The sequence below is a fragment of the Butyricimonas sp. Marseille-P3923 genome, from assembly GCF_900184685.1.
In the GTDB taxonomy this organism is placed as follows: Bacteria; Bacteroidota; Bacteroidia; order Bacteroidales; family Marinifilaceae; genus Butyricimonas; species Butyricimonas muris.
The window spans coordinates 686,415-709,915 of the sequence record NZ_FXXL01000006.1 but is presented as its reverse complement, the minus strand read 5'-3'; the positions used below and the strand labels follow the sequence as shown (position 1 = coordinate 709,915).

General features: G+C 43.6%; 19 protein-coding genes and 1 tRNA gene. 12 read left to right on the top strand and 8 right to left on the bottom strand.

Annotated features, from left to right (window positions below; all coding sequences use genetic code 11):
- Positions 1–10 precede the first annotated feature (10 nt).
- Positions 11–415 (bottom strand): SPOR domain-containing protein, encoded by a 405-nt coding sequence (locus CS948_RS08775; RefSeq protein WP_099291311.1) that lies wholly within the window; start codon positions 413–415, stop codon positions 11–13.
- A gap of 113 nt (positions 416–528) precedes the next feature.
- Here CS948_RS08775 and CS948_RS08770 point away from each other — a divergent pair, with 113 nt between their 5' ends.
- Both CS948_RS08770 and CS948_RS08765 read left to right on the top strand, forming a co-directional pair.
- Positions 529–1,332, top strand: coding sequence for a peptidylprolyl isomerase (locus tag CS948_RS08770; protein WP_099291310.1), 804 nt, complete (start codon positions 529–531; stop codon positions 1,330–1,332).
- Between the two features lie 159 nt (positions 1,333–1,491).
- The gene (locus tag CS948_RS08765) at positions 1,492–4,737 is read left to right on the top strand and encodes a hypothetical protein (RefSeq protein ID WP_099291309.1); all 3,246 of its coding nucleotides are present in this window, start codon (positions 1,492–1,494) and stop codon (positions 4,735–4,737) included.
- Positions 4,738–4,782: 45 nt separating this feature from the next.
- Here CS948_RS08765 and mutS read toward each other — a convergent pair whose 3' ends face one another.
- Positions 4,783–7,401: a DNA mismatch repair protein MutS gene (gene mutS / locus CS948_RS08760; RefSeq protein ID WP_099291308.1), complete on the bottom strand. Its 2,619-nt coding sequence runs from the start codon at positions 7,399–7,401 to the stop codon at positions 4,783–4,785.
- Between the two features lie 217 nt (positions 7,402–7,618).
- On the opposite strand from mutS, the gene deoC reads away from it, so the two are divergent.
- Positions 7,619–8,503, top strand: a complete 885-nt coding sequence (deoC, locus tag CS948_RS08755; RefSeq protein ID WP_099291307.1) for a deoxyribose-phosphate aldolase — start codon at positions 7,619–7,621, stop codon at positions 8,501–8,503.
- Here deoC and CS948_RS08750 read toward each other — a convergent pair.
- On the bottom strand, positions 8,500–9,213 hold the full coding sequence (locus CS948_RS08750) for an RDD family protein (RefSeq protein WP_099291306.1): 714 nt from the start codon (positions 9,211–9,213) through the stop codon (positions 8,500–8,502). The genes deoC and CS948_RS08750 overlap by 4 nt on opposite strands.
- Before the next feature lie 88 nt (positions 9,214–9,301).
- Between CS948_RS08750 and CS948_RS08745 the strand changes: the two genes are divergently transcribed.
- The 6 genes from CS948_RS08745 to CS948_RS08720 are packed head-to-tail and all read left to right on the top strand — an operon-like array spanning position 9,302 to position 15,266.
- Positions 9,302–10,261: a stage II sporulation protein M gene (locus CS948_RS08745; protein ID WP_099291305.1), complete on the top strand. Its 960-nt coding sequence runs from the start codon at positions 9,302–9,304 to the stop codon at positions 10,259–10,261.
- Complete coding sequence (locus CS948_RS08740) at positions 10,248–11,129, top strand: hypothetical protein (protein ID WP_099291304.1); 882 nt, start codon at positions 10,248–10,250, stop codon at positions 11,127–11,129. The genes CS948_RS08745 and CS948_RS08740 overlap by 14 nt, the downstream gene beginning before the upstream one ends.
- Complete coding sequence (locus CS948_RS08735; RefSeq protein ID WP_176554984.1) at positions 11,113–11,799, top strand: DUF4129 domain-containing protein; 687 nt, start codon at positions 11,113–11,115, stop codon at positions 11,797–11,799. Before CS948_RS08740 ends, CS948_RS08735 begins: the two co-directional genes overlap by 17 nt.
- The gene (locus CS948_RS08730; protein ID WP_099291302.1) at positions 11,796–12,953 is read left to right on the top strand and encodes a DUF4350 domain-containing protein; all 1,158 of its coding nucleotides are present in this window, start codon (positions 11,796–11,798) and stop codon (positions 12,951–12,953) included. Before CS948_RS08735 ends, CS948_RS08730 begins: the two co-directional genes overlap by 4 nt.
- 4 nt (positions 12,954–12,957) lie before the next feature.
- Positions 12,958–13,935 (top strand): MoxR family ATPase, encoded by a 978-nt coding sequence (locus CS948_RS08725; RefSeq protein WP_099291301.1) that lies wholly within the window; start codon positions 12,958–12,960, stop codon positions 13,933–13,935.
- Positions 13,935–15,266 (top strand): DUF58 domain-containing protein, encoded by a 1,332-nt coding sequence (locus tag CS948_RS08720; RefSeq protein ID WP_099291300.1) that lies wholly within the window; start codon positions 13,935–13,937, stop codon positions 15,264–15,266. The genes CS948_RS08725 and CS948_RS08720 overlap by 1 nt, the downstream gene beginning before the upstream one ends.
- Before the next feature lie 14 nt (positions 15,267–15,280).
- Here the strand turns inward: CS948_RS08720 and CS948_RS08715 are convergent, their stop codons facing one another.
- From CS948_RS08715 to CS948_RS08700, 4 genes are all read right to left on the bottom strand, one after another.
- Positions 15,281–17,641, bottom strand: coding sequence for an RND family transporter (locus CS948_RS08715; protein WP_099291299.1), 2,361 nt, complete (start codon positions 17,639–17,641; stop codon positions 15,281–15,283).
- Between the two features lie 50 nt (positions 17,642–17,691).
- Entirely contained in the window at positions 17,692–18,021 is a 330-nt protein-coding gene (locus CS948_RS08710) for a nucleotide pyrophosphohydrolase (RefSeq protein WP_099291298.1), read from the bottom strand.
- Between the two features lie 58 nt (positions 18,022–18,079).
- Positions 18,080–18,532, bottom strand: a complete 453-nt coding sequence (dtd, locus tag CS948_RS08705; RefSeq protein WP_099291297.1) for a D-aminoacyl-tRNA deacylase — start codon at positions 18,530–18,532, stop codon at positions 18,080–18,082.
- A gap of 85 nt (positions 18,533–18,617) precedes the next feature.
- Positions 18,618–19,841 (bottom strand): PLP-dependent aminotransferase family protein, encoded by a 1,224-nt coding sequence (locus tag CS948_RS08700; RefSeq protein ID WP_099291296.1) that lies wholly within the window; start codon positions 19,839–19,841, stop codon positions 18,618–18,620.
- A gap of 335 nt (positions 19,842–20,176) precedes the next feature.
- Between CS948_RS08700 and CS948_RS08695 the strand changes: the two genes are divergently transcribed.
- On the top strand, positions 20,177–21,253 hold the full coding sequence (locus CS948_RS08695; protein WP_099291295.1) for a hypothetical protein: 1,077 nt from the start codon (positions 20,177–20,179) through the stop codon (positions 21,251–21,253).
- A gap of 249 nt (positions 21,254–21,502) precedes the next feature.
- Positions 21,503–21,574 (top strand) — tRNA-Arg (locus CS948_RS08690).
- Positions 21,575–21,614: 40 nt separating this feature from the next.
- Here CS948_RS08690 and CS948_RS08685 read toward each other — a convergent pair.
- On the bottom strand, positions 21,615–22,166 hold the full coding sequence (locus CS948_RS08685; RefSeq protein ID WP_099291294.1) for an RNA polymerase sigma factor: 552 nt from the start codon (positions 22,164–22,166) through the stop codon (positions 21,615–21,617).
- A gap of 122 nt (positions 22,167–22,288) precedes the next feature.
- Between CS948_RS08685 and CS948_RS08680 the strand changes: the two genes are divergently transcribed.
- Entirely contained in the window at positions 22,289–23,449 is a 1,161-nt protein-coding gene (locus CS948_RS08680; protein WP_099291293.1) for a FecR family protein, read from the top strand.
- Positions 23,450–23,501: the final 52 nt, after the last annotated feature.

The window sequence follows — 23,501 nt, the reverse complement described above, 5'->3', positions numbered from 1 at the left end:
AGTCGTTCAATTATTTGACAGGATGTATCCATGCTTCTTCATTGCCGGGAATCTTGTGGAGTTGCCGGGCAGCGGCAACGGCCTCTTTGTGAGTGGCGTATCCCTCGTAAGCGACCAGATACAGGTTTTCAAAATAGGGCATGACTAATGCGTTTGGGTATCCTTCTTTTTGAAGTTTCTCGCGTAGGCGGTCCGCGTTGCTTTTGTATTCAAAACATCCGGCAATAAGGAAATAAGCGGGAGCTTCTTTTACGGAGGTCGTTTTTGGCTCTTCCTTGTTTATGTAAACAGTGTCCCGGATGATAACCGTTTCTTTCTGAACAGTCTGAACGGTTTCTTTTTTAGTGGTTTTCTCCGTGCATGAGGAGAAAAAAGCGGCTAGAACAGCAATCGTGAGAAATAAATACGCTTTCATACTTCGTGAAATTTATAATTTATCATGCCAAGATACGAACAAATTTATTGTTAATAAAGTATTTTCCTCTATTTTTGCGTGGAAAGTAAGAATTTCTAATTTAACTACCGATTATGAATAAGATTATTGGCGTTTTGTTGCTTTTGGTGATGGTTTCTTCCTGTAAGGAGGAGGCTGAACCTGTCGTGAAAATTTCCACGAATTATGGTGATATCCGGATTCGTTTGTACGAGAATACTCCCAAACACCGGGATAATTTTTTGAAGTTGGTGAAAGAGAATTTCTATGACAGTTTGTTGTTTCACAGGGTGATAAACCACTTTATGATTCAAGGTGGTGACCCCACGTCCAAGAATGCAGCGCCGGACGTGATGTTGGGCGAGGGGGATGTCGGCTATCGGGTGGACGCGGAATTCCGTGTGCCGGAATATTTTCACAAGAAGGGAGCGCTTGCCGCGGCTCGTGAAGGCGATCAAGTAAACCCGGAACGCGGTTCCAGCGGGGCACAATTCTATATCGTTCAAGGGCGGGTTTATGAACCGGAAGAGTTGGAAACCATGGTGCAAAGTATTAACGGAAGACGTAAACTGGCATTGTATAACCAATTAAAGATGAAATATGTAAGCGAATTGGAGCGTTTGCAGGAAGCGAACGACACTGCCGGTCTTGCTACCTTGTCGGAGAAATTGACGCAAGAGTGTGACAGTCTGTTTGCCGACGAGGAATTGGTATTGTCCGAAGAACAGAAAAAGGCTTACACGACGGTTGGCGGTACGCCGCATTTGGACGGGCAATACACGGTTTTCGGGGAGGTGATCGAGGGATTGGACGTGGTAGATAAAATTGCAGCCGTGAAAACGGGAAGTGCCGATCGCCCGGAGAAAGATGTGGTGATTTATAGCGTGAGGAAGGAGTAAGAATAGATTATATAATATAATGGATTAAGCCCCACAAGTTTCATGAAACTTGTGGGGCTTAATTTATGGGGTGGGTTCTTCGTTTTTTACACTATTATCTGTTGTATAACACTATTTTGTTTATATATTTGTTTCGTACTAAAAATAAATCTTACAATAATGGAAACAACAGCTTTAAAAGCAGCTATCTCTTACGAGAGCAAGCTGGTAAGAAGAAATTGGTTATTTTATTTCTTCATTCTCGGGGTTTTGTGTATATTAGGTATTCTCGTCCCGTGGGAACGGGATTGGCTTTTGTGGAAGGACGTTGTATTTGCATCTTCTATGCCTTTACGTGGAATTTACTTTTTGAATCTATTTCAATCATTAATCGTTACTTTTATTATCTGTGATATCACAAGGAAGCAAAGGAAAGCGGAAACCCGGGAGGTACTTTCTGCTCGACCTATCGGTAATGAACAATCTCTTCTCGGGGGATTTTTAGGTGTTCTTATACCGTTTTTGGTTGTAGATGTGATTTTCATGATTGCTTGTGTACTTATCAATATAGCCATTCCCGACTCGCCTGTTAATCTCTGGGTATATCTTTTTTATCTCCTCACGCGCGTGTTACCCTCGCTCGTTTTTATCACCGGATTATCTTTGTTTGTAAACAGGTTGGTCAAACTCTCGTTTATCAGTTGGTTTATCCTAATCGGTTTTCTCTATTTCTCGTACAGTTTTTTGATAACCCCTCTTCACGGGGTGCTGGATTTCCGGGGGAGTTTGCAGACGGATGTTTTTTCCACCATGATCGGGTTCACGGGTACAGGGGATTACTTGCTCCAGCGAGGCGCTTTTTTACTATTGGGAATCAGTTTGTTTTATTTCTCCGTTTCTCTTATGAAGAGGTTGCCCGAAGCCCCTCGTCGGAAACCTTATTTTATCATTTCCGCGACTCTGCTTTTGGTGTTTTCCTTCGGGTTAGGGTATATTTATATTAATAAGTTTCAAACCCGCTTGAACAACAGAATCGCGTATCGCGAAGCGTTTCTTGCATACAACGAATATCCCACGGCACGCGTGCTCACGCATGACCTCGTGTATCGTCCCGGGGGAGATCAGTTCTCGGTAACAAGCCGGATGAGTATCCAAAACCAGAAAAAAGTAAAAATGGATCAGTTTTTACTCTTTTTGAACCCGGGACTGAAAATTAACAAGATTGAATCCGACGGACAAAATATTCCTTTTCGCAGGGAGCACCAGATCATTATCATCGAACGTCCCTTGGTTCCCGGTGAATGTATCGAATTAGCGATGGACTACGAGGGAGGCATTGATGAGGATGTTTACCAGATAAATGTTTCCGACGAGAATTTCTTCTCTTTCGACATTCCTTATTCATACCATGAAAATTATGGCAAACGCAGGGCTTTTGTTTCCAACGGATTCACGTTACTTGTACCGGAAGTGATGTGGTACCCGACGACAGTTCCTCCCGTCGAATTTCAAGCGTCTAAAGAGATTAATTTCACAAGTTACACCCTTCATGTTGAGAATTCGGGAGGAATGACCGTTTTATCACAAGGAGAACCCATGAAAGAAGGAGATAACGTTACGTTCAATAATTTACAAGATTTGACCGAGTTGACTCTTTGCATGGGGAAATACGAGAAAAGGGCGATCGCCATCGATTCGATTGCCGTGGAGTTTTACACGTACCCGGGAAATGATTTCTACATGAATTATTTCGATGAGTGGGAAGCACTGAAAAAAGATAATCCGAACCGAGAGAAAAAGTTAACGGAAATATCAAAGCAATGCAAGGATATTATCGAGGAGGGCAAACCCAATCCTTACCCCTTTAAGTATTTGAAATTGGTCGAAGTTCCTGCATCCTTGTACCTTTCAGGCTCATATTCATTCAGAGATAATGTTCAACCGGAAATAGCACTTTTCGGTGAAAGATTATACAAGGTTGAGACCACGTGTCTCAGTACTTTTACCGGTCAGCCAGACAGAGGCATAAGCGTGCAAGATTTCCTGTTGACCTATAAGATACCTTTCATTTTAGACCGGATAGGCATAGGACATATTTTTTCGGATTATAGTAGCAGCCTCACGTCTGACACGTATCAGGGTATAGACCAAATATTCAGGCAAATGATGAATCCAAAAGAAATTAGAGGTGACGTGACTCCGAAAATGATAAATCGTATTGCCGAGAAGGGATTAGAAGGAATTATCACGGAAGGATACAGCAGGGAACAAAGTTCCGTTATTTCTTTAAAGGTTTCTTATTTATTAGGCTATCTTACAACAATAACCACATGGGATTCTTTAACCCGGTTCATGCAGGAATTTAATGCAAGTACTCGTTTCCGGGAAGTCAATTTCGATTCGTTTATCGAAGGCTTTGAACAGCGTTTCGGTCAGAATATTAAAGCATACATGGACGAGTGGTACACGGGGCGCCGGATTCCATTGTTGACGATAAAGGATGAAACCCGCAAAACGACGGAAGATACGCAAATCATTGATTTTAAAGTGGGTAATTTCGGAGAAACGGATGGTGTTGTTTCGCTCATTACCCGTGAAAGTCGAATCGGTGGTGCAACAATCTGCTACCGTAGAAGTTACCTGATTAAACCTAGGGAATGCAAGCGAATTATCATGCATGAAGATATAGAAGATGAGTTGCGATTGAGCACTAATTTTTCGGGGAATTTCCCAAAAGATATTTCATTTAATCATGGAGACTCTCCATTGTCAGGATCTGTACCCAGTGAAGAAGTCACCTTGCTCGAGAGAAATCAATTTTACCGCCCGGGAGAGATCATTGTTGATAACGGGGACGAAAATTTTCATTTGATTGACTCGGCGGATAATCGAAAACGATTGACCGATCTGCTCAAAAAAGGGGACGAGAGGGAATATTTGCGCTTCAGTTCTGTTAAAGCTAACGAGTGGAGTCTTGCTATAACACAAGAATTTTGCGGTGATCATATTCGCGGTGCTTTTGTAAAAAAAGCCGGCTCGGGAAAGTTTAAAGCGGAATGGGTGGCAAATCTTCCGGAAGCAGGAAAATATGAGATATTTATCTATAGACCTCATCTTAGTGAAGTCGTTGAGGGACAGATTTATGCAACGGATCACCCCGGGATGAAAAACTACTATACCGTCTATACAGCAGAAGGAAAAGAGGAAATTGTTCTCGAAGTTCAAGAAGGAGATTGGTTGCCGACCAAATTTACCCTACCGGAAGAAGAAGCTTGGGTATCATTGGGCAGATTTACTCTACCGGAAGGGGAATCCCGTGTCGTGTTGGACGACCGGGGAGTAGCTCCCATTGAGGTTAAGAAATATCGTAGTACGTATTTTCAAATGGTAGTAGCCGATGCCGTGAAATGGGTAAAGGTAAAATAATATAAAGAAGCCCTAAAAGCATTTGACTTTTAGGGCTTTTATCTCTTAGATACCCGTAATTTTTTTGATTTCGTTCAGTTTGTTCAAGGCTTCCAAGGGGGTTAAGCTGTTGATGTCGAGTCCCGCGATTTCGTCACGGATTTGGAGTAACACCGGGTCTTCCAACTGGAAGAAACTTAATTGAATACCTTCCCGTTCGTTGCCGATGTTGGCTACATTTTTTTGTATGTTTCCGTTGGAATTACGGTCATTTTCAAGTTGTTTCAGTATCTCGGACGAGCGTTTGATGACGGATTGGGGCAGTCCTGCCATTTTACCGACTTGGATTCCGAAGGAGTGGTTGGAGCCGCCCTTGACTAACTTGCGGAGAAATACGATCTTGTTGCTGATTTCTTTCACCGACACGTTGAAGTTCTTGATCTTGGGGAAGGAACTTTCCATTTCGTTCAGTTCGTGATAGTGGGTGGCAAATAGTGTTTTAGCTCTATTTTTGGGATTCTCGTGCAGGAATTCCACGATAGCCCAAGCGATGGAAATTCCGTCGTAAGTAGAGGTACCCCGTCCCAGCTCGTCGAAGAGGACAAGACTGCGGTCGGAGATGTTGTTTAGTATGTTTGCCGCCTCGTTCATCTCGACCATGAAGGTGGATTCCCCGAGGGAAATATTGTCAGAGGCTCCTACACGGGTGAAAATCTTGTCGACATACCCGATTTTGGCAGATGCGGCGGGGACGAAACATCCGGCTTGTGCCATGATGACGATGAGTGCCGTTTGCCGCAAGAGGGCGGATTTACCTGCCATGTTGGGTCCGGTGATGATAATGATTTGTTGTTTCTCGTTATCCAGATAAAGATCGTTGTCGATGTAATTTTCTCCCGGGGGCAATTGTTTCTCGATCACGGGGTGGCGTCCGGCTTTGATGTCGATAACGAATGATTCGTTGATTTCCGGGCGATGGTAGTCGTTGGTTATGGCAACGTTGGCAAACGAGATTAAAGCATCGATATGCGATATGATCCGGGCATCCTGTTGGATAGGGCGGATATATGTCGTTGCCTTTGCCATGAGTTCGTTGTAGATGTCGCTTTCCAGTGTTTGAATCCGTTCTTCGGCGCCCAGTATCTTTTCCTCGTATTCTTTTAATTCCGGGGTGATGTAACGTTCGGCATTGACGAGCGTCTGTTTGCGGATCCATGTTTCGGGAACTTTGTGCGTGTGGATTCTGGTGACCTCGATATAGTACCCGAACACGTTGTTGAAGCTGATTTTCAGCGTGGGGATTCCGGTATTTTCGATTTCCCGTTGCTGCATTTTCAACAAGAGTTCTTTCCCGTGGGAAGAGATATTCCGCAATTCGTCCAGTTCCGCGTTCACGCCTTCGGCGATCACGTTGCCTTTGCTAAGCAAAGCGGGGGCGTCTTCCCGGATGTCTTTTTCTATTCTTTGGTATAATTCTTCGCAGTCATCGAGTCGTTCCACCCATTTGCATAGAATCTCGTTGCCCGTAGCCAAGGCTTGTCCTTTTAACGGTTTAATCGCTTGTAATGCAACTTTTAGTTGAACTATTTCCCGGGGGGAGATACGTCCGACGGCAATTTTAGAAGCAAGACGTTCCAGATCGCCGATGGTGCGAAGTATTTGTTCCAGTTCCAAGCGTTCGTTCTCGTGGTTCACGAAACATTCCACGATGTCAAGACGTTCGTTGATCTCTGCCGGATTTTTCAAGGGCATACAGAGCCAGCGGCGTAATGTACGTCCGCCCATGGGGGTGATGGTTCTGTCGATAATGTCTGCCAAGGAGCGTCCGCCCTCGTGAAGCGTGTCCAGAATTTCGAGATTGCGCAACGTGAACCGGTCGAGCAATACGCAGGTCGATTCGTCGATACGGGAGATCGAGGTGATATGTCCGACAAGTTCGTGTTTGGTTGCATCAAGATAGTAAAGTACGGCTCCGGCGGCAGAGATACCGCAATCCATTTTGTCGATCCCGAATCCTTTCAGGGTGGTGACCTCGAAATGTTTTTTCAATCGGTCGGCTGAAGATTCGGTTTCAAAGAACCATTCTTCTATGGGGTACGTGTAATATTTAGAACCGAAGATTTCGTTGAAACGGGCTTCCGAGCCTTTGGGGTAAAGAACTTCCTTGGGCTGGAAACTGTTTAGTATCTTGTCCATGGTTGCCGGGGTGCCTTCCGTCGTGAGAAATTCTCCCGTGGAAAGATCCAGAAGGGAGAGGCCGGCTTTGGTCTTGGTAAAATAAACGGCAGCGAGAAAAACGTTATTTTTGTTGTCAATGGTGTTCTCGTTGTAGGAAACACCGGGTGTTACCAATTCGATAACGCCTCTTTTCACGAGTTTCTTGGTTTTCTTGGGATCTTCCAATTGTTCGCAAATGGCTACACGTTGCCCCGCACGCACGAGTTTCGGGAGGTAGTTGTCTATGGCGTGATACGGGAAGCCTGCCAGTTCGACGTCACCGGGAGAGCCGTGGGAACGTTTCGTCAGGGTGATGCCTAGAATTTTAGCGGTGAGCTTGGCGTCTTCGCCGAAGGTTTCGTAAAAGTCACCCATACGATATAACAGGATCGCGTCGGGATATTTTGCCTTTGCCGAATAATATTGCTGCATTAACGGGGTCGTTTGTTCTTCTGTTTTGCTTGCCATATATTTTATTATCTTTAGCTTATAGATTTCGGTTGAATTTCACCTTCCAAAATTAATTATTTTGGGCGAGATTTACTTTAAAACCTCACAAACATTGTGTAAATTTGCCTTGGCTTAAGGAAACGAACAAGGGTTATTGCCATAACCCGGTGGTGATTTTTTTCGTATGAAGGAAGACAGAGATGGGGGGAGGAGCCTAAGTAATAAATTAAAGTATATGGAGAATATAGTGGAAACATTGGCGGCTTACGGGTATTCAAATTTGGAAGATCGTATCGAATTTGAGTTGGACGGCGTGATTGAAAAAGAAATCGCTCCGGCTTATTGCAACGAGAATTTCGAATTGTGCGTTTCTTGTATGGATTACACGACGTTGAAAGTGACTGACTCCGAAAAGTCCGTGACTGCTTTTGTGACAGAACTTTTAAAGAAAATCAAGAAGAATACGTTGCCGGACGTGGCTTCTGTTTGCGTTTTTCCCCGTTTCGCTCCAGTCGTGAAAGCAGGGTTGGCGGGTACGCCGATCAAAACGACCGTGGTAGGGGCTTGTTTTCCTGCCGCACAGACATTTCTCGATGTGAAGTTGGCCGAATGTAAGGAGGCTATTGCCGCCGGGGCAGACGAGATTGACGTGGTTATTTCCGTGGGGGAAGTGTTGGAACGCAATTACGAACAAGTTTATAAAGAGCTGGTTGCTATTCGGGAAGCGTGTGCCGGAGTCGTGCTGAAAGTGATTCTCGAAACAGGAGAATTAAAGACGATAGAAAGTATATTCAATGCTTCTCTGCTCGGGGCATACGCCGGGGCGGATTTTATCAAGACGTCAACGGGAAAGGTGCCCATGAATGCTACCCCGGAGGCGGTTTACGTGATCTGTGAGGCTTTGCGCCAATTCCATGTTCAAACAGGGAAAATGGTCGGAATAAAGGTAGCCGGGGGTATCACGAAAGTGCAAAACGCTATTCGTTATTTGACAATCGTGAAACACGTGCTGGGTGAAGCATGGATTAGTCCGAAGTATTTCAGAATAGGAACGTCACAATTATTGGAAGACGTACTGAAAGAGATAAAGACGGTAGCGGCTAAAGATGCGAGTCTTTAGTCATTGCCATTTGCCAAGCGCGTGTAATCTTTTAAAATGGTTTTTACAAAGTCGAGAGGTACCATATCGGTTTCAATACCTGTTACCTCTTTAATTTTTTTTGCCAAAGGGGCAAGTAGGTTGTAATTTTTGTTTCTGTTTACTTCACGGAGTACGTCTTTGATGATTTTGATATCTTTGTCGGAAAGGAGAGCGGCTTGTTGAAACACGACCTCGTATTCTTCCGGGGCATCGTACTGGCTCATCTGTTTTAACGTGACGCTTCTCTCGTGACGGATTACGGTTGTCCCCGCTGCCAGATCTCCAAGACGTTGCGTGTGTTTGGAAACAATGATGGATATAAGGGCAACGGCTCCGCTGGAAATGGTGATGTCAATCAAACGGAATATCCAACGGAGCATACAATCCCAGAATGTGAGTTTTTTACCGTTTAGTTTGACTACTTGAAGACGCATGGTAAATTTTCCGAGGCTACGCCCGTTGAACGCGTATTCACAAATTAAATGATAGAGAGATAATAGAAATACAAGAATGAACATTAACCAGTCCATGTCTATGAAAGTACTCAATGCGCCTAACACGATAGCGCTCATGAATAGCAACCCGAATAGGAATGCAAAGTCTATAATGGTGGCTAAAACACGGTCTATAACTCCCGCGGGAGTGTAATTGATAGCTACATTATGGGCGGTATTGATAGAGATGTTCATGTTTTATGGAAATATTTTCACAAAAATACAGTTTTTCTCTCGAAATGCATTAATTTTAGCACAGTAAAAAACGTGTGGAAAACGGATTATGAAAGAATCGCGGTTTGTAAATAGGAATAAATCAAAATGGGCGGAAATGGAGAACGTGGGACGTTTGAACACGGATACGCTTGCCTCTAATTACGTGATTTTGTCTGATGATCTTTCTTATGCCAAAACTTTTTACCCGGGAAGCGACGTGGAGAAGTATCTGAATCAGTTAATATCTGTTTACCAGATTAATATATACGGCAAGGGTGAGCAGTCCGAGAGGAGAGGGATGTTGACATTCTGGGGACACGAGTTTCCCTTGTTGCTTTACCGGGAACGACGGACTTTATTGTTCGCGTTGCTTCTCTTCTTGTTCTCGGCATTAATCGGGGTGTTTTCCACGGCACATGACGAGAGTTTCGTGCGTTCTATTCTGGGGGATGCTTACGTGGAAAGAACGATCAGTAATATTGAGAACGGGACGCCAATGGGTATTTATGCTTCCGGGGACGAGTTGGATATGTTCGTGATGATTACCACGAACAATATAAAAGTGTCGTTTGTCGCCTTTGTTTTCGGTATTCTTTTCTCGGCGGGGACTTTGTGGATTCTTTTCACGAATGGTTTGATGGTCGGGGCTTTCCAGTATTTTTTCTTCCAACAGGGATTGCTGTTACATTCGGTTCTTTCGGTCTGGGCACACGGGACATTCGAAATCACCTCTATTATTATAGCCGGGGGAGCCGGGTTGGTTATGGGGAATAGTTTCTTGTTTCCGGGCACTTACCGCCGGATGTATTCATTTAAAGAGGGTGCGTTGCGGGGTATAAAGATTGTCACGGGATTGATTCCTTTCTTCGTGATTGCCGGATGGATTGAAAGTTTTATCACGAGATATGCCGATAGTTATCCTGTCGTGGGAGCCGCGGCGATTATCCTTTCGCTGGGTGGCGTGATCGGTTATTTTATTGTTTATCCTTATTACTTACATAAAAACGAATTGTATGGAAAAGATTAATTTGAGCGTGGAACGTTCTTTTTCGGACTTGATAACAGCAACTATAAATTTTATGAAACAGGAGTTCGTGCCTTTTATTCGGGCTTTCGCGGTGATCGGGTTTCCGGTAATTCTGTTGGTTGTGTTTTTAATGAAGGATTTGTTATTGGGTGCGCTTGATATGACTTATAACCCGCAACAATATCTGGGAACGACGGATGCTTTCGGGAATGTGATGATTAATTCCATGATGACGGGACTTTTTGCCATGATTATGGTGGCGTGGGTGCAGCTGTTCTCCATTTGTTATCTTCGGGTATATTGGGATCATTACCGGGGAGGGGTGGAGGAACGGATCACGATTAGCGAGGTATTTGCCATGATGATGAGAAAACTAGGAATCTTTATCGTATGGTCGCTTTTTTATATGATTATCGTGGTTGTGGGATGTCTTTTTCTGATTGTACCGGGGATTTATTTTGGGGTGGCTTTGACTTTCGGGACTTATTTGATTATTATCAAGGACAACGGCTTTGATGCCTTGATGTCTAGGGCTATGGCGATCACGAAGGGGAACTGGTGGCGAACTGTCGGTTATGCCGTGGTTTTGCAGTTATTGGTGGGAGTTGTTGCTTATGTATTCAGTATACCTTATATGGCATTGACCGTAACTTCAGCGTTTACGGGGGAAATGCCGGGAATTTACGAGGTGACGTTCACGCTGTTACTTTCTTACTTGGGAAAATACACGCTACACACGATTGTGTTTATCGGGCTGGGGATGTTCTTCTTCTCCCGGTCGGAAGAGATGGAACACACGACATTGTTGAGCCGGATAGATGAATTGGGAACTCGACCTGAAAATAAAACGGATGAGATGGCTGACTAGATATATTATTCTGTTTGTACTGGTTTGCTGCCGGGGAACGATGTTGGCGGAAGAGGTGACGCGTTCCCCCGGTGCCGATTTTCTGGAAAAATATAGAAATGACGCTAATTTCGATTACGAGAGGGATATGTCTGCCGCTCCCGGGTTGTGGGATTGGATTAAACGTTGGATTTTGGAACGGTTGTTCCGGATGAAATGGTCTGATTCTTCTTCACAGGTCATGGATATCGTGTTATATATTATCTTGATTCTTTTGGCGGGCGGTTTGATCATTTTACTTATAAAATATCGGAAGAGTTTGGTTTTCAGAAAGAGGGGAGAGGGACTTTTTGCCGCGGATACGGGAGATTATAACGGGGAGCAGGACGGGGATACTTTTTCCCGGATGTTGGTAAAGGCAGAGCAGGAAAAAGATTACACGCTCGCTGTCCGGGTAAGTTATTCCGGGTTGCTTCAAATTTTAGATGAGAAGCAGGTGATTCGTTGGGAAGCTTCCAAAACCAATCGGGACTATGTTTACGAGATACGTGACCGGGAATGGAGCCGGACTTTTGAAGATCTAAGCCGTATATTCGATCACGTTTGTTACGGGGAATTTCCGGTCGACGAAGAGGCATACCGGAATATCCGGCAATATTTTATAGACTTCAGAAAGGAGGTGGAGAAATGAAGCGTGGGCAGAATTTGTGGATCATCCTTCTCGTGGTAGCGCTAATGACGATCTACACGATTTACGAGGCAAATAAGCCGCAACCCGTGGATTGGAGTATGAATTTCTCGGTGGATAAGAAAGGACCTTTCGGGACTTATATCATGAAAGACGCTTTGCCGTATATGTTCCCAGAAGGAAAGACAACGGTTTCACGGGTTTCCCCGCGAGAGAGATTGCGTCTGAAAGATAGTGATGAACCGGAAGTATATTTCTTCGTGAACCGATATTTTAAAAACGCGAATGGAGAGGCTGATATCCTGTTGGATTACGTGGGAGGGGGAAACACGCTTTTTCTTTCGGCAGAATATATACCGGACACGTTGTTATCTGTTGCGGGAGTAAAAGAAGTACAGGATTTTCGGGAAGGGAATGATTATATCCGCGGGTTTGGAAAGGCATATCCTTTCCGGGTAAAACACCGGTATTTTAAATTGGAAAAATCATTTGCCGGGGAAATACTGGGATACGTGGATACGGTAACGATGCCGAATTTTATCCGTCTGCCTTACGGTGAAGGGGTTCTTTACCTGCACACGAATCCGATCGCTTTCACGAATTTTTATTTGTTGGATTCTTTGGCGGGCGATTATTACCAGAAGGCACTGTCTTTTCTCCCTGCCGATCTGAACGCGGTTTGGGACGAGTACCAGAAAAACGAGCGCAAGGGACAGGCTACTCCTTTCCGGGTACTTCTTCAGTATCCGGCATTGAAATGGGCGTATATATTATTGTTGCTGGGTGGCATTTTGTACGTGTTGTTCCGTTCAAAACGGGAGCAACGGTACATTCCTGTCATTCGTCCCCCGGAGAACAGAACGTTGGAATTTGTCGGGGTGGTGAGTTCCCTGTATTATAAACATCGGGATCACGTGGCGATAGCTAATAAACGGATAGATTGTTTCTTGGAAGAAATCCGGTATTACTATAAGTTACGGACAGATGAATTAAACGCCGAGTTTGCGGTATTATTGGCGGAACGTTCGGGAGTACCGAAAGAGGAAACGGAGAAGTTGGTGAACTTGATTCTGTTGATCCGGAAGACAGAACACGTGAACGAAGAGAAGTTACGAGAATTAGTGAAATATATAGAGTTGTTTAAAACTAAAAGATAGAAGCATGGAAGACCAGATAAATTTTGAGTCCAGAATTGACTTCACGAGTCTGCACGAGAAGGTTGCCCGGATTCGGGAACAAATGGGCAAAGTGATTGTCGGACAGCGGGAAGTGGCGGATTTGTTGTTGACGGCGATGTTGGCTGACGGACATATTCTGATCGAGGGGGTACCCGGTATCGCCAAAACATTCATGGCGAAGGTCATGTCCCGGATGCTGGACGTGAAGTTTAACCGGATACAGTTTACGCCGGATTTGATGCCGAGCGATATTTTGGGGACCTCGGTATTTATTCCCGCGACAGGACGTTTCGAGTACCGGAAAGGACCGATATTTACCAATCTTGTTCTCGTGGACGAGATTAACCGTGCCCCGGCAAAGACTCAAGCGGCTTTGTTCGAGGTGATGGAAGAGCGGCAGATCACGAATGACGGGGTAGAATACAAGATGGACTACCCGTTTATCGTGGTCGGTACCCAGAATCCGATCGAGCACGAGGGGACCTATCGGTTGCCGGAAGCACAATTAGACCGTTTCCTGTTCAAGATAAACGTGACTTACCCGTCTGCGGAGGAAGAGGTTGAGGTGCTTGAATTGCATGACCGTGGAGCAATCAAGGATTGGAACACGTTGGAACCCGTGCTGAATGTCAATATGTTGCGGGAGTTGAGGGAATCCGTGTCTCAAGTGGTGGTTGATCCGAAGATCAAAACGTTTATCGTGAATATCGTTTACGCTACCCGCAAGAGTGGCTGGTTGTATTTGGGGGCTTCTCCGCGTGCTTCTATTGCTTTGATGAATGGAGCAAAGGCTTTCGCGGCCATCCAAGGAAGAGATTTTGTGACCCCGGATGACGTGTTGCAACTGGTGGCTCCCGTGTTGCGGCACAGGGTGCAGCTGTCTTCCGAGAAAGAGTTGGAAGGTGTGACAGTCGATCAGGTTATACAACAAATCGTTTCTAAAATAGAAGTACCAAGATAGTGCGAGTATTTAAAGATACATATCTGACCGGGCGTTTTTTCACCTGTTTGCTGTTGGGCATTTTTGCCCTCGTGATGGCTTATGTCTTTCCTTTACTATTGATATGGGTGGCGGGGGCTTTGCTCATGTATGCGGTGATGGTGTTATTGGAGTTGATAGCCTTGTACCGTTATAAACAAGGATTCGAGGCTTCCCGTGTTGTTTCGGACAAGCTTTCCAACGGGGAGGAAAATCCCGTTCGTGTCGAGGTTCGGAATCGTTATCCCGTGGGGGTGCATTGCCGTTTGATAGACGAGATTCCTGTGGAGTTCCAGAATCGGCATATTTCTTTCTCTTTAAATATGATGCCCGGCGAACAGCAGAGAATAAATTATACTTTGCGCCCAACCAAACGGGGAGCATACGGGTTCGGCAAGGTTCGGGCATTTATATCTACCCGTTTGTCGCTGGTGGAAAGGCGTTACTCTTTTGATTTGGAACGGGAGGTTGCCGTTTACCCGTCGTTTATGATGATGCACCGGTACGAGTTAATGGCTTACGGGAATTATCACCCGGAGAACGGTGCAATGCGTACCCGTGCGTTGGGGGGGAATATGGCGTTCGAACAGATCAAGCCTTACGTGGTGGGGGATGATCCCCGTACCGTGAACTGGAAAGCCACGGCAAAGCATAACCATTTAATGGTAAATACTTACACGGAGGAACGCTCGCAACAGATTTATTGCCTCGTGGATAAAGGTCGTACCATGCAATCCCCCTTTAACGGGATGACGATGCTGGATCATGCAATCAATACCATACTGACATTGTCCAACGTGATATTGAAAAAAGGTGATCGGGCAGGATTAATCACGTTTTCCAATACTTCCCGGAATTGTGTGAAAGCGGATAATCGGGTGGGACAATTGAATAGAATCAGTGAATTCCTCTATCGGTTGGAAACACATTATCAAGAGTCGGATTTCGAGAAATTATATATTTCGGTTGTCCGACAAATCCCGACACGTAGTCTGTTAATCCTTTTTACCAATTTCGACACCGTAACCGGAATGCAGCGTCATCTTTCGGCTTTGCGACGACTGGCGAGCCGACATTTGGTATTGATTGTTTTATTTGAAAACTCGGAGCTGAATAAAGCTTTGGAACGTCCTGTACGTGGTGTCAAAGATGTCTATTTCGAAACCATTGCCGCCGGATTTGCCATGGAGAAACGACAAATGGTGCGGGAATTGAGCCAAATGGGTATCCGGGTGATCCTTTCCAAACCGGAAGCCCTCACCGTGAACAGTATCAATAGTTATTTGGATTTGAAGGAGCGGAAGCTGATATGATGCTTCCGCGTTCTCTATTTTTCTTTCGTTTCCTCTTCCGAGAAGATATCAATTTTGGGGTCTTGGAATGTTTTGTTCGTGGTGTGTTTATCCAGCGTCAGCAAGAGTGACGGGAGGAGGATCAAGTTGGAAAGCATGGCGGCGAGCAAGGTGATCGATACTAGGATTCCCAGTGCGACGGTTCCCCCGAAATCGGAAAGGGCGAAGATACCGAAGCCGAAGAACAGGATGATTGCGTTGTATATCATACTTTGTCCCGCTTCTTTCAAGGCCAACACTGCGGAGGAACGGATACTCCAGTTCGTTCCCTGCAATTCCTGACGGTATTTGGCCAGATAGTGAATGGTTCCGTCTACCGAGATTCCAAAGGCAATACTGAATACCAGTATCGTGGATGCTTTGATGGGGATTCCGAAATACCCCATGATGGCAGCCGTGATGATTTGCGGGATAATATTGGGGAGCAATGCCACGAGTACCATACGTTTGCTCTTGAACATCCACGCCATAAAGAGGGCAATCAGAAGAATGGCCAAGGCAAGTGAGGTAAAAAGGTTGAATACAAGATATTGGGTTCCTTTAAAGAAAATGATACTTGAACCTGTCACTTTCACCGTGTAACGATCACTTGGAAAATACTTCTCTGCGATTTCATACAGTTTAATTTCTTTTTCCTGCATTTTCTTGGTGCCGATGTCTTTAATCCGGAAACTTAACCGCGTTCGCTGGAGAGTGGAGTCAATAAATGAATTGGCTTGGTTACCAAGTTCTCCCGTGGATTGTGAAGCGTATTTCAGGATGAAATTCTTCGTCATATTGGTCGGAAGCTTGTAGTAAGTCGGTTTGCCGTTATAAAAGGCTTGATTGGCAAACTTGATTACTTCCACGATAGAAATAGGCTTGGATACATCTTCATCTTCGGCTAATTCTTTGGAGAGTCTATCCAGTTTTTCGAGATTAGGTAAATTTAAAACCTGCTTTGGTTTTTTGAAATCGACAGTTACTTCCAACGGCATCAGTCCGTCAAAATTCTTTTCAAAAAAGGAAAGGTCTTGACGAATAGGATCTGTTTCTTTCAAATCATCCACCATATAGCCGGTAGATTTTATCATGGATATCCCTATTCCACCTAGAATGACTATCACGATAGCTATGGCGTAAACTACATTCCGGCGATTTAGAATAAGCTGGATGACATGATCTATTGTATTATTTACTAGTTTGTTATGCAGATGTTTGATTTGTTTGCTATCCGGGTCAGGCATAAAACTGAATCCACAGGGAATCATGATGAGGCACACGAAGTAAACAAAGGCGATACCGATAGATGCCGTGATTCCGAACTCTACCAGAATTTGGCTGGAAGTCACGATAAACGTGGCAAATCCGGCAGCCGTTGTCAAGTTACTCAAGAAAGAAGCGTTCCCGATTCTTTGAATCATGCGTTGCAACGCCTTAATTTTGTTGCCGTGTCGGTCGTATTCCGCGTGGAATTTGTTAATCATGAACACTAGATTCGGTATACAAATCACTATCAATAAAGGCGGGAGCATGGCGGTCAACAGAGTGATTTTAATCCCCAGCATAGCCATGACGCCGACCGTCCAACTCACGCAAATCAGAACAATCAACAAGCAGAAGCCAATAATTCGGAAAGAACGGAAAAACAGGTACAAGATACACGTGGTAATCAGCAAAGACAAGAAAATGAACATGTACATTTCCCCCTTGATATTCTCGGCATTGATTACCCGGATGTAAGGCATCCCCGAATAATGCATCTGTATGTTATATTTCTTTGAATACTCTTCCGTGATTTCCAACACATCCTTTACCAGTCCTACCCGTGCCGGAGAATTCATCACATCGGCGGAAACTGAAATCATCATCCCGTAAATATCTTTCGCCTTGTTAAAAAGCGTCCCGTCGTAGAAGGGTAAGTTTTCAATAATATTGACAAGGCTGTCCAGTTCTTTCTGATCTTTGATACGATTCGGAAAAATGGGATGAATCTCGAATTTTTTGTTGAGAGTGTCCTTTTGCAAGTTATATGAATGCGTGATATCCACGAGGGCAATGACTCCATGCAAAGCCTTTAAACTATCACACATGGCAATCCAGTCATTCAACTTATCCAACTGGTAGAAGTTCGAATCTTGAACGGCAAAAACCATAACATTGCCTTCTTGACCGAATTTCTCGTGAAAATCAACGTAATCCAGATAGGCGCTATCTGTGGCTGGTAACAAGTTGGCATATTCGTACGACATTTCCACTTTTGGAATTTGGAATCCCATGAAGATGGTTATGATCAAGATCCCTGTAATAAAGGCAATCCGGTTACGAAGAAGAATCCCTGCTATCTTAGTCCACATGATATTTTTTATTGATTACGCATTCACAGGCAAAAGTAGGATAAATGTGGTTAATCTTTAAAGAGTTTGGGATTTTTTTTGTGCCGATTAGCATCTCTTGCCGTTTTTTTTGCAAAATTATTGTTTATGGCCTCGTTCAAATCCACCCCTGTTTGATTTGCCAAACACACCAAAACCCACAATACATCGCTTAGTTCTTCGGCCAAATTATCTACTTCTCCTTCTTTATAGGATTGTTCCCCGTACTTCCTTGCTATCACCCGGGCTAATTCCCCGACTTCTTCCACGAGAATCGTCATGTTTGTCAACTCGCTGAAGTATCTGACTCCATGCGTCTTGATCCATGCGTCTATTGCTGTTTGTAATTCCGCGATATCCAAAGTGTTATAATTTTAAAAGTGAATTAATTTGAAAGTCCCAAAAATAGTCATTTCATTTTTAAATCTTGGTTTTACTATCAATAATAATAGTCACCGGGCCATCATTGACGAGTTCTACTTTCATATCTGCACCGAATTGACCGGTTTGCACCGGTTTATGAAGTTCTTGGCTTAATACGGAGACAAATTTTTCGTACAAGGGAATCGAGATTGCCGGTGGAGCGGCGTCAATATACGATGGACGATTGCCTTTTTTCGTGCGAGCCATCAGTGTGAATTGGCTGACGGCAAGGATTTCACCACTCGTTTCTAAGATGGATTTGTTCATTACTCCGTTTTCGTCATCGAAAATACGAAGGTTCACTATTTTGGAAGAGAGCCACGCGATGTCTTCATCCGTGTCGTCAGCTTGAATGCCCACCAATATAAGCATCCCTTTTCCTATGGAAGAAAACAATTGTTGCTCGATCGTGACGCTGGCACGTGTAACTCTTTGAATAACTATTTTCATTTAAATTTGAGTTTTAAAATTTAGAGTGAAATATATGAATTTTGTTCATATACTCCACTCTAAACTTTAAATTTTAAATTCTAAATTATTTATGTCTTGCGTACAATTCTTTGATAGATTCGGCAAGTCTTCTCACACCTTCGATGTTCATTTCCTCGCTCATGTACGAGAAGTTGATACGCATGGTGTTTTTGCCTTTACCGTTCACGAAGAACACGGTTCCGAGAACGAATGCCACGTTTTTCTCGATGGCGATCTGGAACAATTCTTCTGCGTCGTATCCTTCCGGCAAGTTCAAGAACAAGAACAAACCACCTTCCGGACGAGTCCATGTAACACCTTCCGGCATGTATTTTTCGAAAGCACCTAACATGGCCTCCAGTTTCTTGCGATACATTTCAACGATATTCTTCACGTTGGCATCGAAGTAGTTCTTCTGGAAGAATTTCACCGTGATTTTTTGCAAGAACGCGGAAGTACAAAGGTCTGTATTTTGTTTTGCTTTCACGAAGTTGTCGATTACCATCGGGTGAGCGAGAACCCAACCCATACGGAATCCCGGTAAGAAAATTTTAGAGAAAGTTCCCAACGTGATCACGTTACCTTCACCCTTGTCCAGATCATACAACATACGTTGCGGTTTACCCGTGAAGCGTAATTCGCGGTAAGGGCTATCCTCGATAATCAAGATGTCGTATTTCTTGGCAATGCTCAGGATTTCCATTCTTCTGGCCTCCGGCATAGTCATACCGGCGGGATTCTGGAAGTCCGGAATCAGATAAATAAATTTCGGTTTTTCACCTTTAGCCTTCATTTCAGCCAAAGTTTTTTCCAATTCCACGGCACTCATACCTTGTTCATCTTGAGGGATTCCTACGCCAACGCCGCCGTAAGAGTTGAATGCACCTAAAGCACCAAGATAAGAGGGCAATTCGCAAATATATTTATCTCCGCGATTCAAGAAAAGTTTACCAACAGAGTCCAATCCTTGTTGAGAAGAAGTGGTCATCGTGATATTTTCTTTGGTAACGAAACTTAATCCTTGGTCACGATAACGTTGAGCCAGAATTTCCAATAATTCCGGAACACCTTCGGTTGAACCGTATTGACAAGCGGCAGCACCATCCGTGGCGATTACTTCCGCGGAAATCTCCTGTAATTGTTCTAACGGGAAAGATTCTTTGGCGGGAAGTCCCCCGGCGAAAGAAATGATTTCCGGTTTTTGAGTTAACTTTAATAACTCCCTGATAGCAGAGCGCTTCATTCCTTTGGCGCTGTCTGATAGAATTTCTTTGTAGTCGCTAACCATGTTTATCTGTTTTAAAGTGAATATACGCTGTTATGTATTTGTGTTGCGAAGTTAATAATAAGTTTTTGAAATAAAATTTTTCATATCAATTTTTTAATAAAATCGATTGCAAAACTTTCAATTTCGATGTTTTAAGGCTGTTTTAGTAATAATTTAATTTTTAGACAAGCGGAGATAACGAGTGATACACACGGGAATAAAGGTTATTTGTGTCAGTTGTGTGTTTTAAGATGTAACAAAATAGTATACTTTTCGACAATTATATCTTAAAAGTGACTCCGGTAAAGAAATAAAATTCATACCTTTGTCTCAGGTAATTAATTAAAAAGGTGTGTATGAGAAAAGTTTTATCTGTTTTGGTAGCCGGAGTAATGTTCGGAGCCTGTTCCGACGGCTTAAAAAGTGACCTTACAAAGGAGGATGTTTCTCGTTTTATTACAACGGAAGAATTTAATGTTCCGGTGAAGGACGGGAAAGTAACTATAGTAACCGTGGGAGAAGATACGGTAGCCATTGGGTATTCGGAGTTTCCGATACTTGTTCCTAAAGGCGTGCAGGCAAAAGTTTCTTACGCGGATAAGAATGAAGATCTTGGGGGAAGAAGTTTGTCCAGAGGTTTTGATGATAAATTCCCGAATATTGTAGGAGAAAATCAATTCCGATTGTTTCAAGTGATTTGTTTCGAGGATTCTTGGGTGGGTGACTATGATTATAATGATCTCGTGATTCACGTGAAATACCAGCAATCGGGAAACATCTTTGGCTTCGGGGTACAACCGGTTGCGTTAGGTTCTACAAAAGAGATAAAGTTGGGATGTGACGTTTATAAAGGAAGTAAGCAAATCTTCAGTGGCCTGATCACGAAAGACAAGACTTGCCGAAAACAAATGTTCAATTACGGGAAAGAGCAGGATGACAAAGAGTATGAGGGGTTTCTCAATGTCATGTTCAATGAAGTAAATTTTGACCGGAATAGAACCTTTCTCGGTTCCACGATAAGAAGTTGGGATATATCCAAGATTAACGGGGAAGGGGCTATGAGAGTAGAATGGTTTATTGAAGTGGACGGTGGGACTCGAATATACGCTTTATCCGTGAATCACTTGAAAGAATCTTTGGATAAGGATAAATTGCCTTACGGTTTGGTGATTACCGAAACGGGAATGCAATATAAAGACAAAAACAATCAAGTGTGTGGTAAAGATTGGTTTAATTACCCGCAAGAGATGAAACATATAAAAGACGTGTATCCCGAAATTTGGGAATGGATGAACGGGAAGGGTGAATTTGACGGGAAGATTTATGAAAACGGACGAGAGATTTGTCCGGAAGGTGCTTTTAATGCTAATGAACTGGGAGTGTACGTGATAGAAGATGATTCCGGTGTATTGAACAACGGACGGCAGAATTAGGGGAGATTTGTCGGAAAATGATTACACGATGATGGAGAACTTGGTGAGGATCTTTTTTCATAGCAAAGCTATCGGCAATTTGGCTGGTAGCTTTTTTTATACTTGAACGGATTTATATATGTATTTGAGGCTTTTCGAAAAAAATGACTTGAAAAGTTGTATTGGAGAGTTGAATCTGCGGATTTGTGAATTGAAAAATATTATTTGGAACTAACGTTTTTTTCGATTAGTTTTGCAGTTCAAACGAGCGCCCCTGTAGTTCAACGGATAGAACGGAAGTTTCCTAAACTTTAAATGGCAGTTCGATTCTGCCCGGGGGTACGGTTAGACTTGATGGTGTTTTGCTGTCAAGTCTTTCTTTTTAAAATCCAAAGATGATAAATTGTAAGTTTTTGCGCAGGATTGCGATAGCCCGTTTATAATGTGTTTTTGCGGTTGATTCGGCGATATCCAGCTCTTTGGCGATAGAAGGGAGAGTCTTGTGTTCTACTGCGTGTTTTAATAGCACCTCTTTTTGTTTTTCCGGTAATTGGGTGAGGATTTGATTCAAACGGCGATGCAGATTTTCGTCCGGTTCTTCGTCCGGGAGGTTAGAAAAGAGAATGGCTTCGATCATCTTGTCTTGGTTATTGTCGTGAATTTTAAGATCACGGATATATTTCAGACAAGCGTTTTTGACAATCGTGAGCAAGTAAGCGATGATATTACGGTTTTCATTGTATTTGTCCAAGTTGCACCATAACGTGAAGAAGGCTTCCTGTACAAGATTTTCCGCTTCATCCCAGTCGTAAAGGTAACGCATGGCGTAATGTTGGAATTTTGAGAAATATTCCAAGTACATGACACGAAAGGCTTCTTCATCTCGCCTTTTGATTCTTTTTCCAAGTTCATTGATATTTATTTCTTCGTTCATGTGAAATGGATTTTGATTACAAATTTATTTATATTCTCGATTCTTTGACAAAAAAGATAAAAATATTGTCCCCCGTTTTGGAGTTGTGTGGATATTATACTTGAAAATTGAAACACGGATATATGAAACAGGATGAATACATAGATTGGAGTTTACTCGTGCGGAGCATGAACGGGGAGCTGTCAGAAGAGGAAAAAGCATCTTTTGAAGAATGGATGACAGACTGGAAGCATCGGGAGTATTATGAACGGATGGTTGCCGAATGGAATGAGGATGTGGTACACGAAACGAATATGCCGAGAGTCATGTTGCGATTGGATAGCATGTTGAAAGAGCAGAAACGACAACGGCGTTTGACTTTACGTCGGAAATGGTTGGGTTGGAGTGCCGCGGCTGTGTTATTACTGGGTATCGGGGGAATATTTATGATAGAGAATCGGGCAATAGAGGAGGAAAATGTAACGGTTGCAGAGATTACCCCGGGGGAGAGCAAAGCAATTCTAGTACTGGCTGACGGGACGAATGTAAACTTGGATAAAACGACAGACACGGCTCGATTGGCGATAGGGGTGGCGGAAATTATACGAAACGAGGGAAAAATCACTTTCACGGGGGATGGGGAGGCAGGTGAGTTGGCGTACAACACGGTTATTATTCCCAAGGGGGGTGAGTATCATGTGGTATTGAGTGACAAGAGTGAGATTTGGCTGAATGCGGATTCGGAATTAAAATTCCCCGTGAGTCTTAAGGGACGGGAACGTCGGGTGATTCTTTCGGGAGAAGCGTATTTTAAGGTGGCGCATGATACGGAACGTCCGTTTGTGGTGGAAACAGATTTGGGAAATGTAAGGGTTTACGGGACGGAATTCAATGTGAAGAGGTACATGGGGGAGAAGGAGATAAAAACTACTTTGGTGGAGGGAAGCGTGGGATTTTGCAAGAAAGACGACAAGGAGAATTATATAAAAATCAAACCGGGGTTCCAGATCAGTTATGAAAATGGCGGGAATCCGGTTGTTCAGGAAGTGAAGGTTGATAACGAGATTGCTTGGAAAAGTAAACAATTCCGTTTCGAACGTTGTCCTTTGAATGAGATCATGAATGATGTCATGCGTTGGTACAACGTGGATATCTCGTTTAGTGATGAGACGTTGAAAAAGTTGTATTTCACGGGGACATTGAATCGTTATGCCAAAATTGAAACTTTATTACGCTTTTTTGAAGAAGGGTGTGATATTAAGTTTGAGATAAAAGGCCGGAGTATTGTGGTTATGAAAAGATAAAAAAGTACGAGTCGTAAGTTTGGCGACCTAAACTCGTACCTCTAACAAGTTT

Excerpts from the sequence above, each read along its gene's own strand:
- CS948_RS08775 (WP_099291311.1), bottom strand. The coding sequence starts at position 415 with ATGAAAGCGTATTTATTTCTCACGATTGCTGTTCTAGCCGCTTTTTTC.
- CS948_RS08770 (WP_099291310.1), top strand. The coding sequence starts at position 529 with ATGAATAAGATTATTGGCGTTTTGTTGCTTTTGGTGATGGTTTCTTCC.
- CS948_RS08765 (WP_099291309.1), top strand. The coding sequence starts at position 1,492 with ATGGAAACAACAGCTTTAAAAGCAGCTATCTCTTACGAGAGCAAGCTG.
- mutS (WP_099291308.1), bottom strand. The coding sequence starts at position 7,401 with ATGGCAAGCAAAACAGAAGAACAAACGACCCCGTTAATGCAGCAATAT.
- deoC (WP_099291307.1), top strand. The coding sequence starts at position 7,619 with ATGGAGAATATAGTGGAAACATTGGCGGCTTACGGGTATTCAAATTTG.
- CS948_RS08750 (WP_099291306.1), bottom strand. The coding sequence starts at position 9,213 with ATGAACATCTCTATCAATACCGCCCATAATGTAGCTATCAATTACACT.
- CS948_RS08745 (WP_099291305.1), top strand. The coding sequence starts at position 9,302 with ATGAAAGAATCGCGGTTTGTAAATAGGAATAAATCAAAATGGGCGGAA.
- CS948_RS08740 (WP_099291304.1), top strand. The coding sequence starts at position 10,248 with ATGGAAAAGATTAATTTGAGCGTGGAACGTTCTTTTTCGGACTTGATA.
- CS948_RS08735 (WP_176554984.1), top strand. The coding sequence starts at position 11,113 with ATGAGATGGCTGACTAGATATATTATTCTGTTTGTACTGGTTTGCTGC.
- CS948_RS08730 (WP_099291302.1), top strand. The coding sequence starts at position 11,796 with ATGAAGCGTGGGCAGAATTTGTGGATCATCCTTCTCGTGGTAGCGCTA.
- CS948_RS08725 (WP_099291301.1), top strand. The coding sequence starts at position 12,958 with ATGGAAGACCAGATAAATTTTGAGTCCAGAATTGACTTCACGAGTCTG.
- CS948_RS08715 (WP_099291299.1), bottom strand. The coding sequence starts at position 17,641 with ATGTGGACTAAGATAGCAGGGATTCTTCTTCGTAACCGGATTGCCTTT.
- dtd (WP_099291297.1), bottom strand. The coding sequence starts at position 18,532 with ATGAAAATAGTTATTCAAAGAGTTACACGTGCCAGCGTCACGATCGAG.
- CS948_RS08700 (WP_099291296.1), bottom strand. The coding sequence starts at position 19,841 with ATGGTTAGCGACTACAAAGAAATTCTATCAGACAGCGCCAAAGGAATG.
- CS948_RS08695 (WP_099291295.1), top strand. The coding sequence starts at position 20,177 with ATGAGAAAAGTTTTATCTGTTTTGGTAGCCGGAGTAATGTTCGGAGCC.
- CS948_RS08685 (WP_099291294.1), bottom strand. The coding sequence starts at position 22,166 with ATGAACGAAGAAATAAATATCAATGAACTTGGAAAAAGAATCAAAAGG.
- CS948_RS08680 (WP_099291293.1), top strand. The coding sequence starts at position 22,289 with ATGAAACAGGATGAATACATAGATTGGAGTTTACTCGTGCGGAGCATG.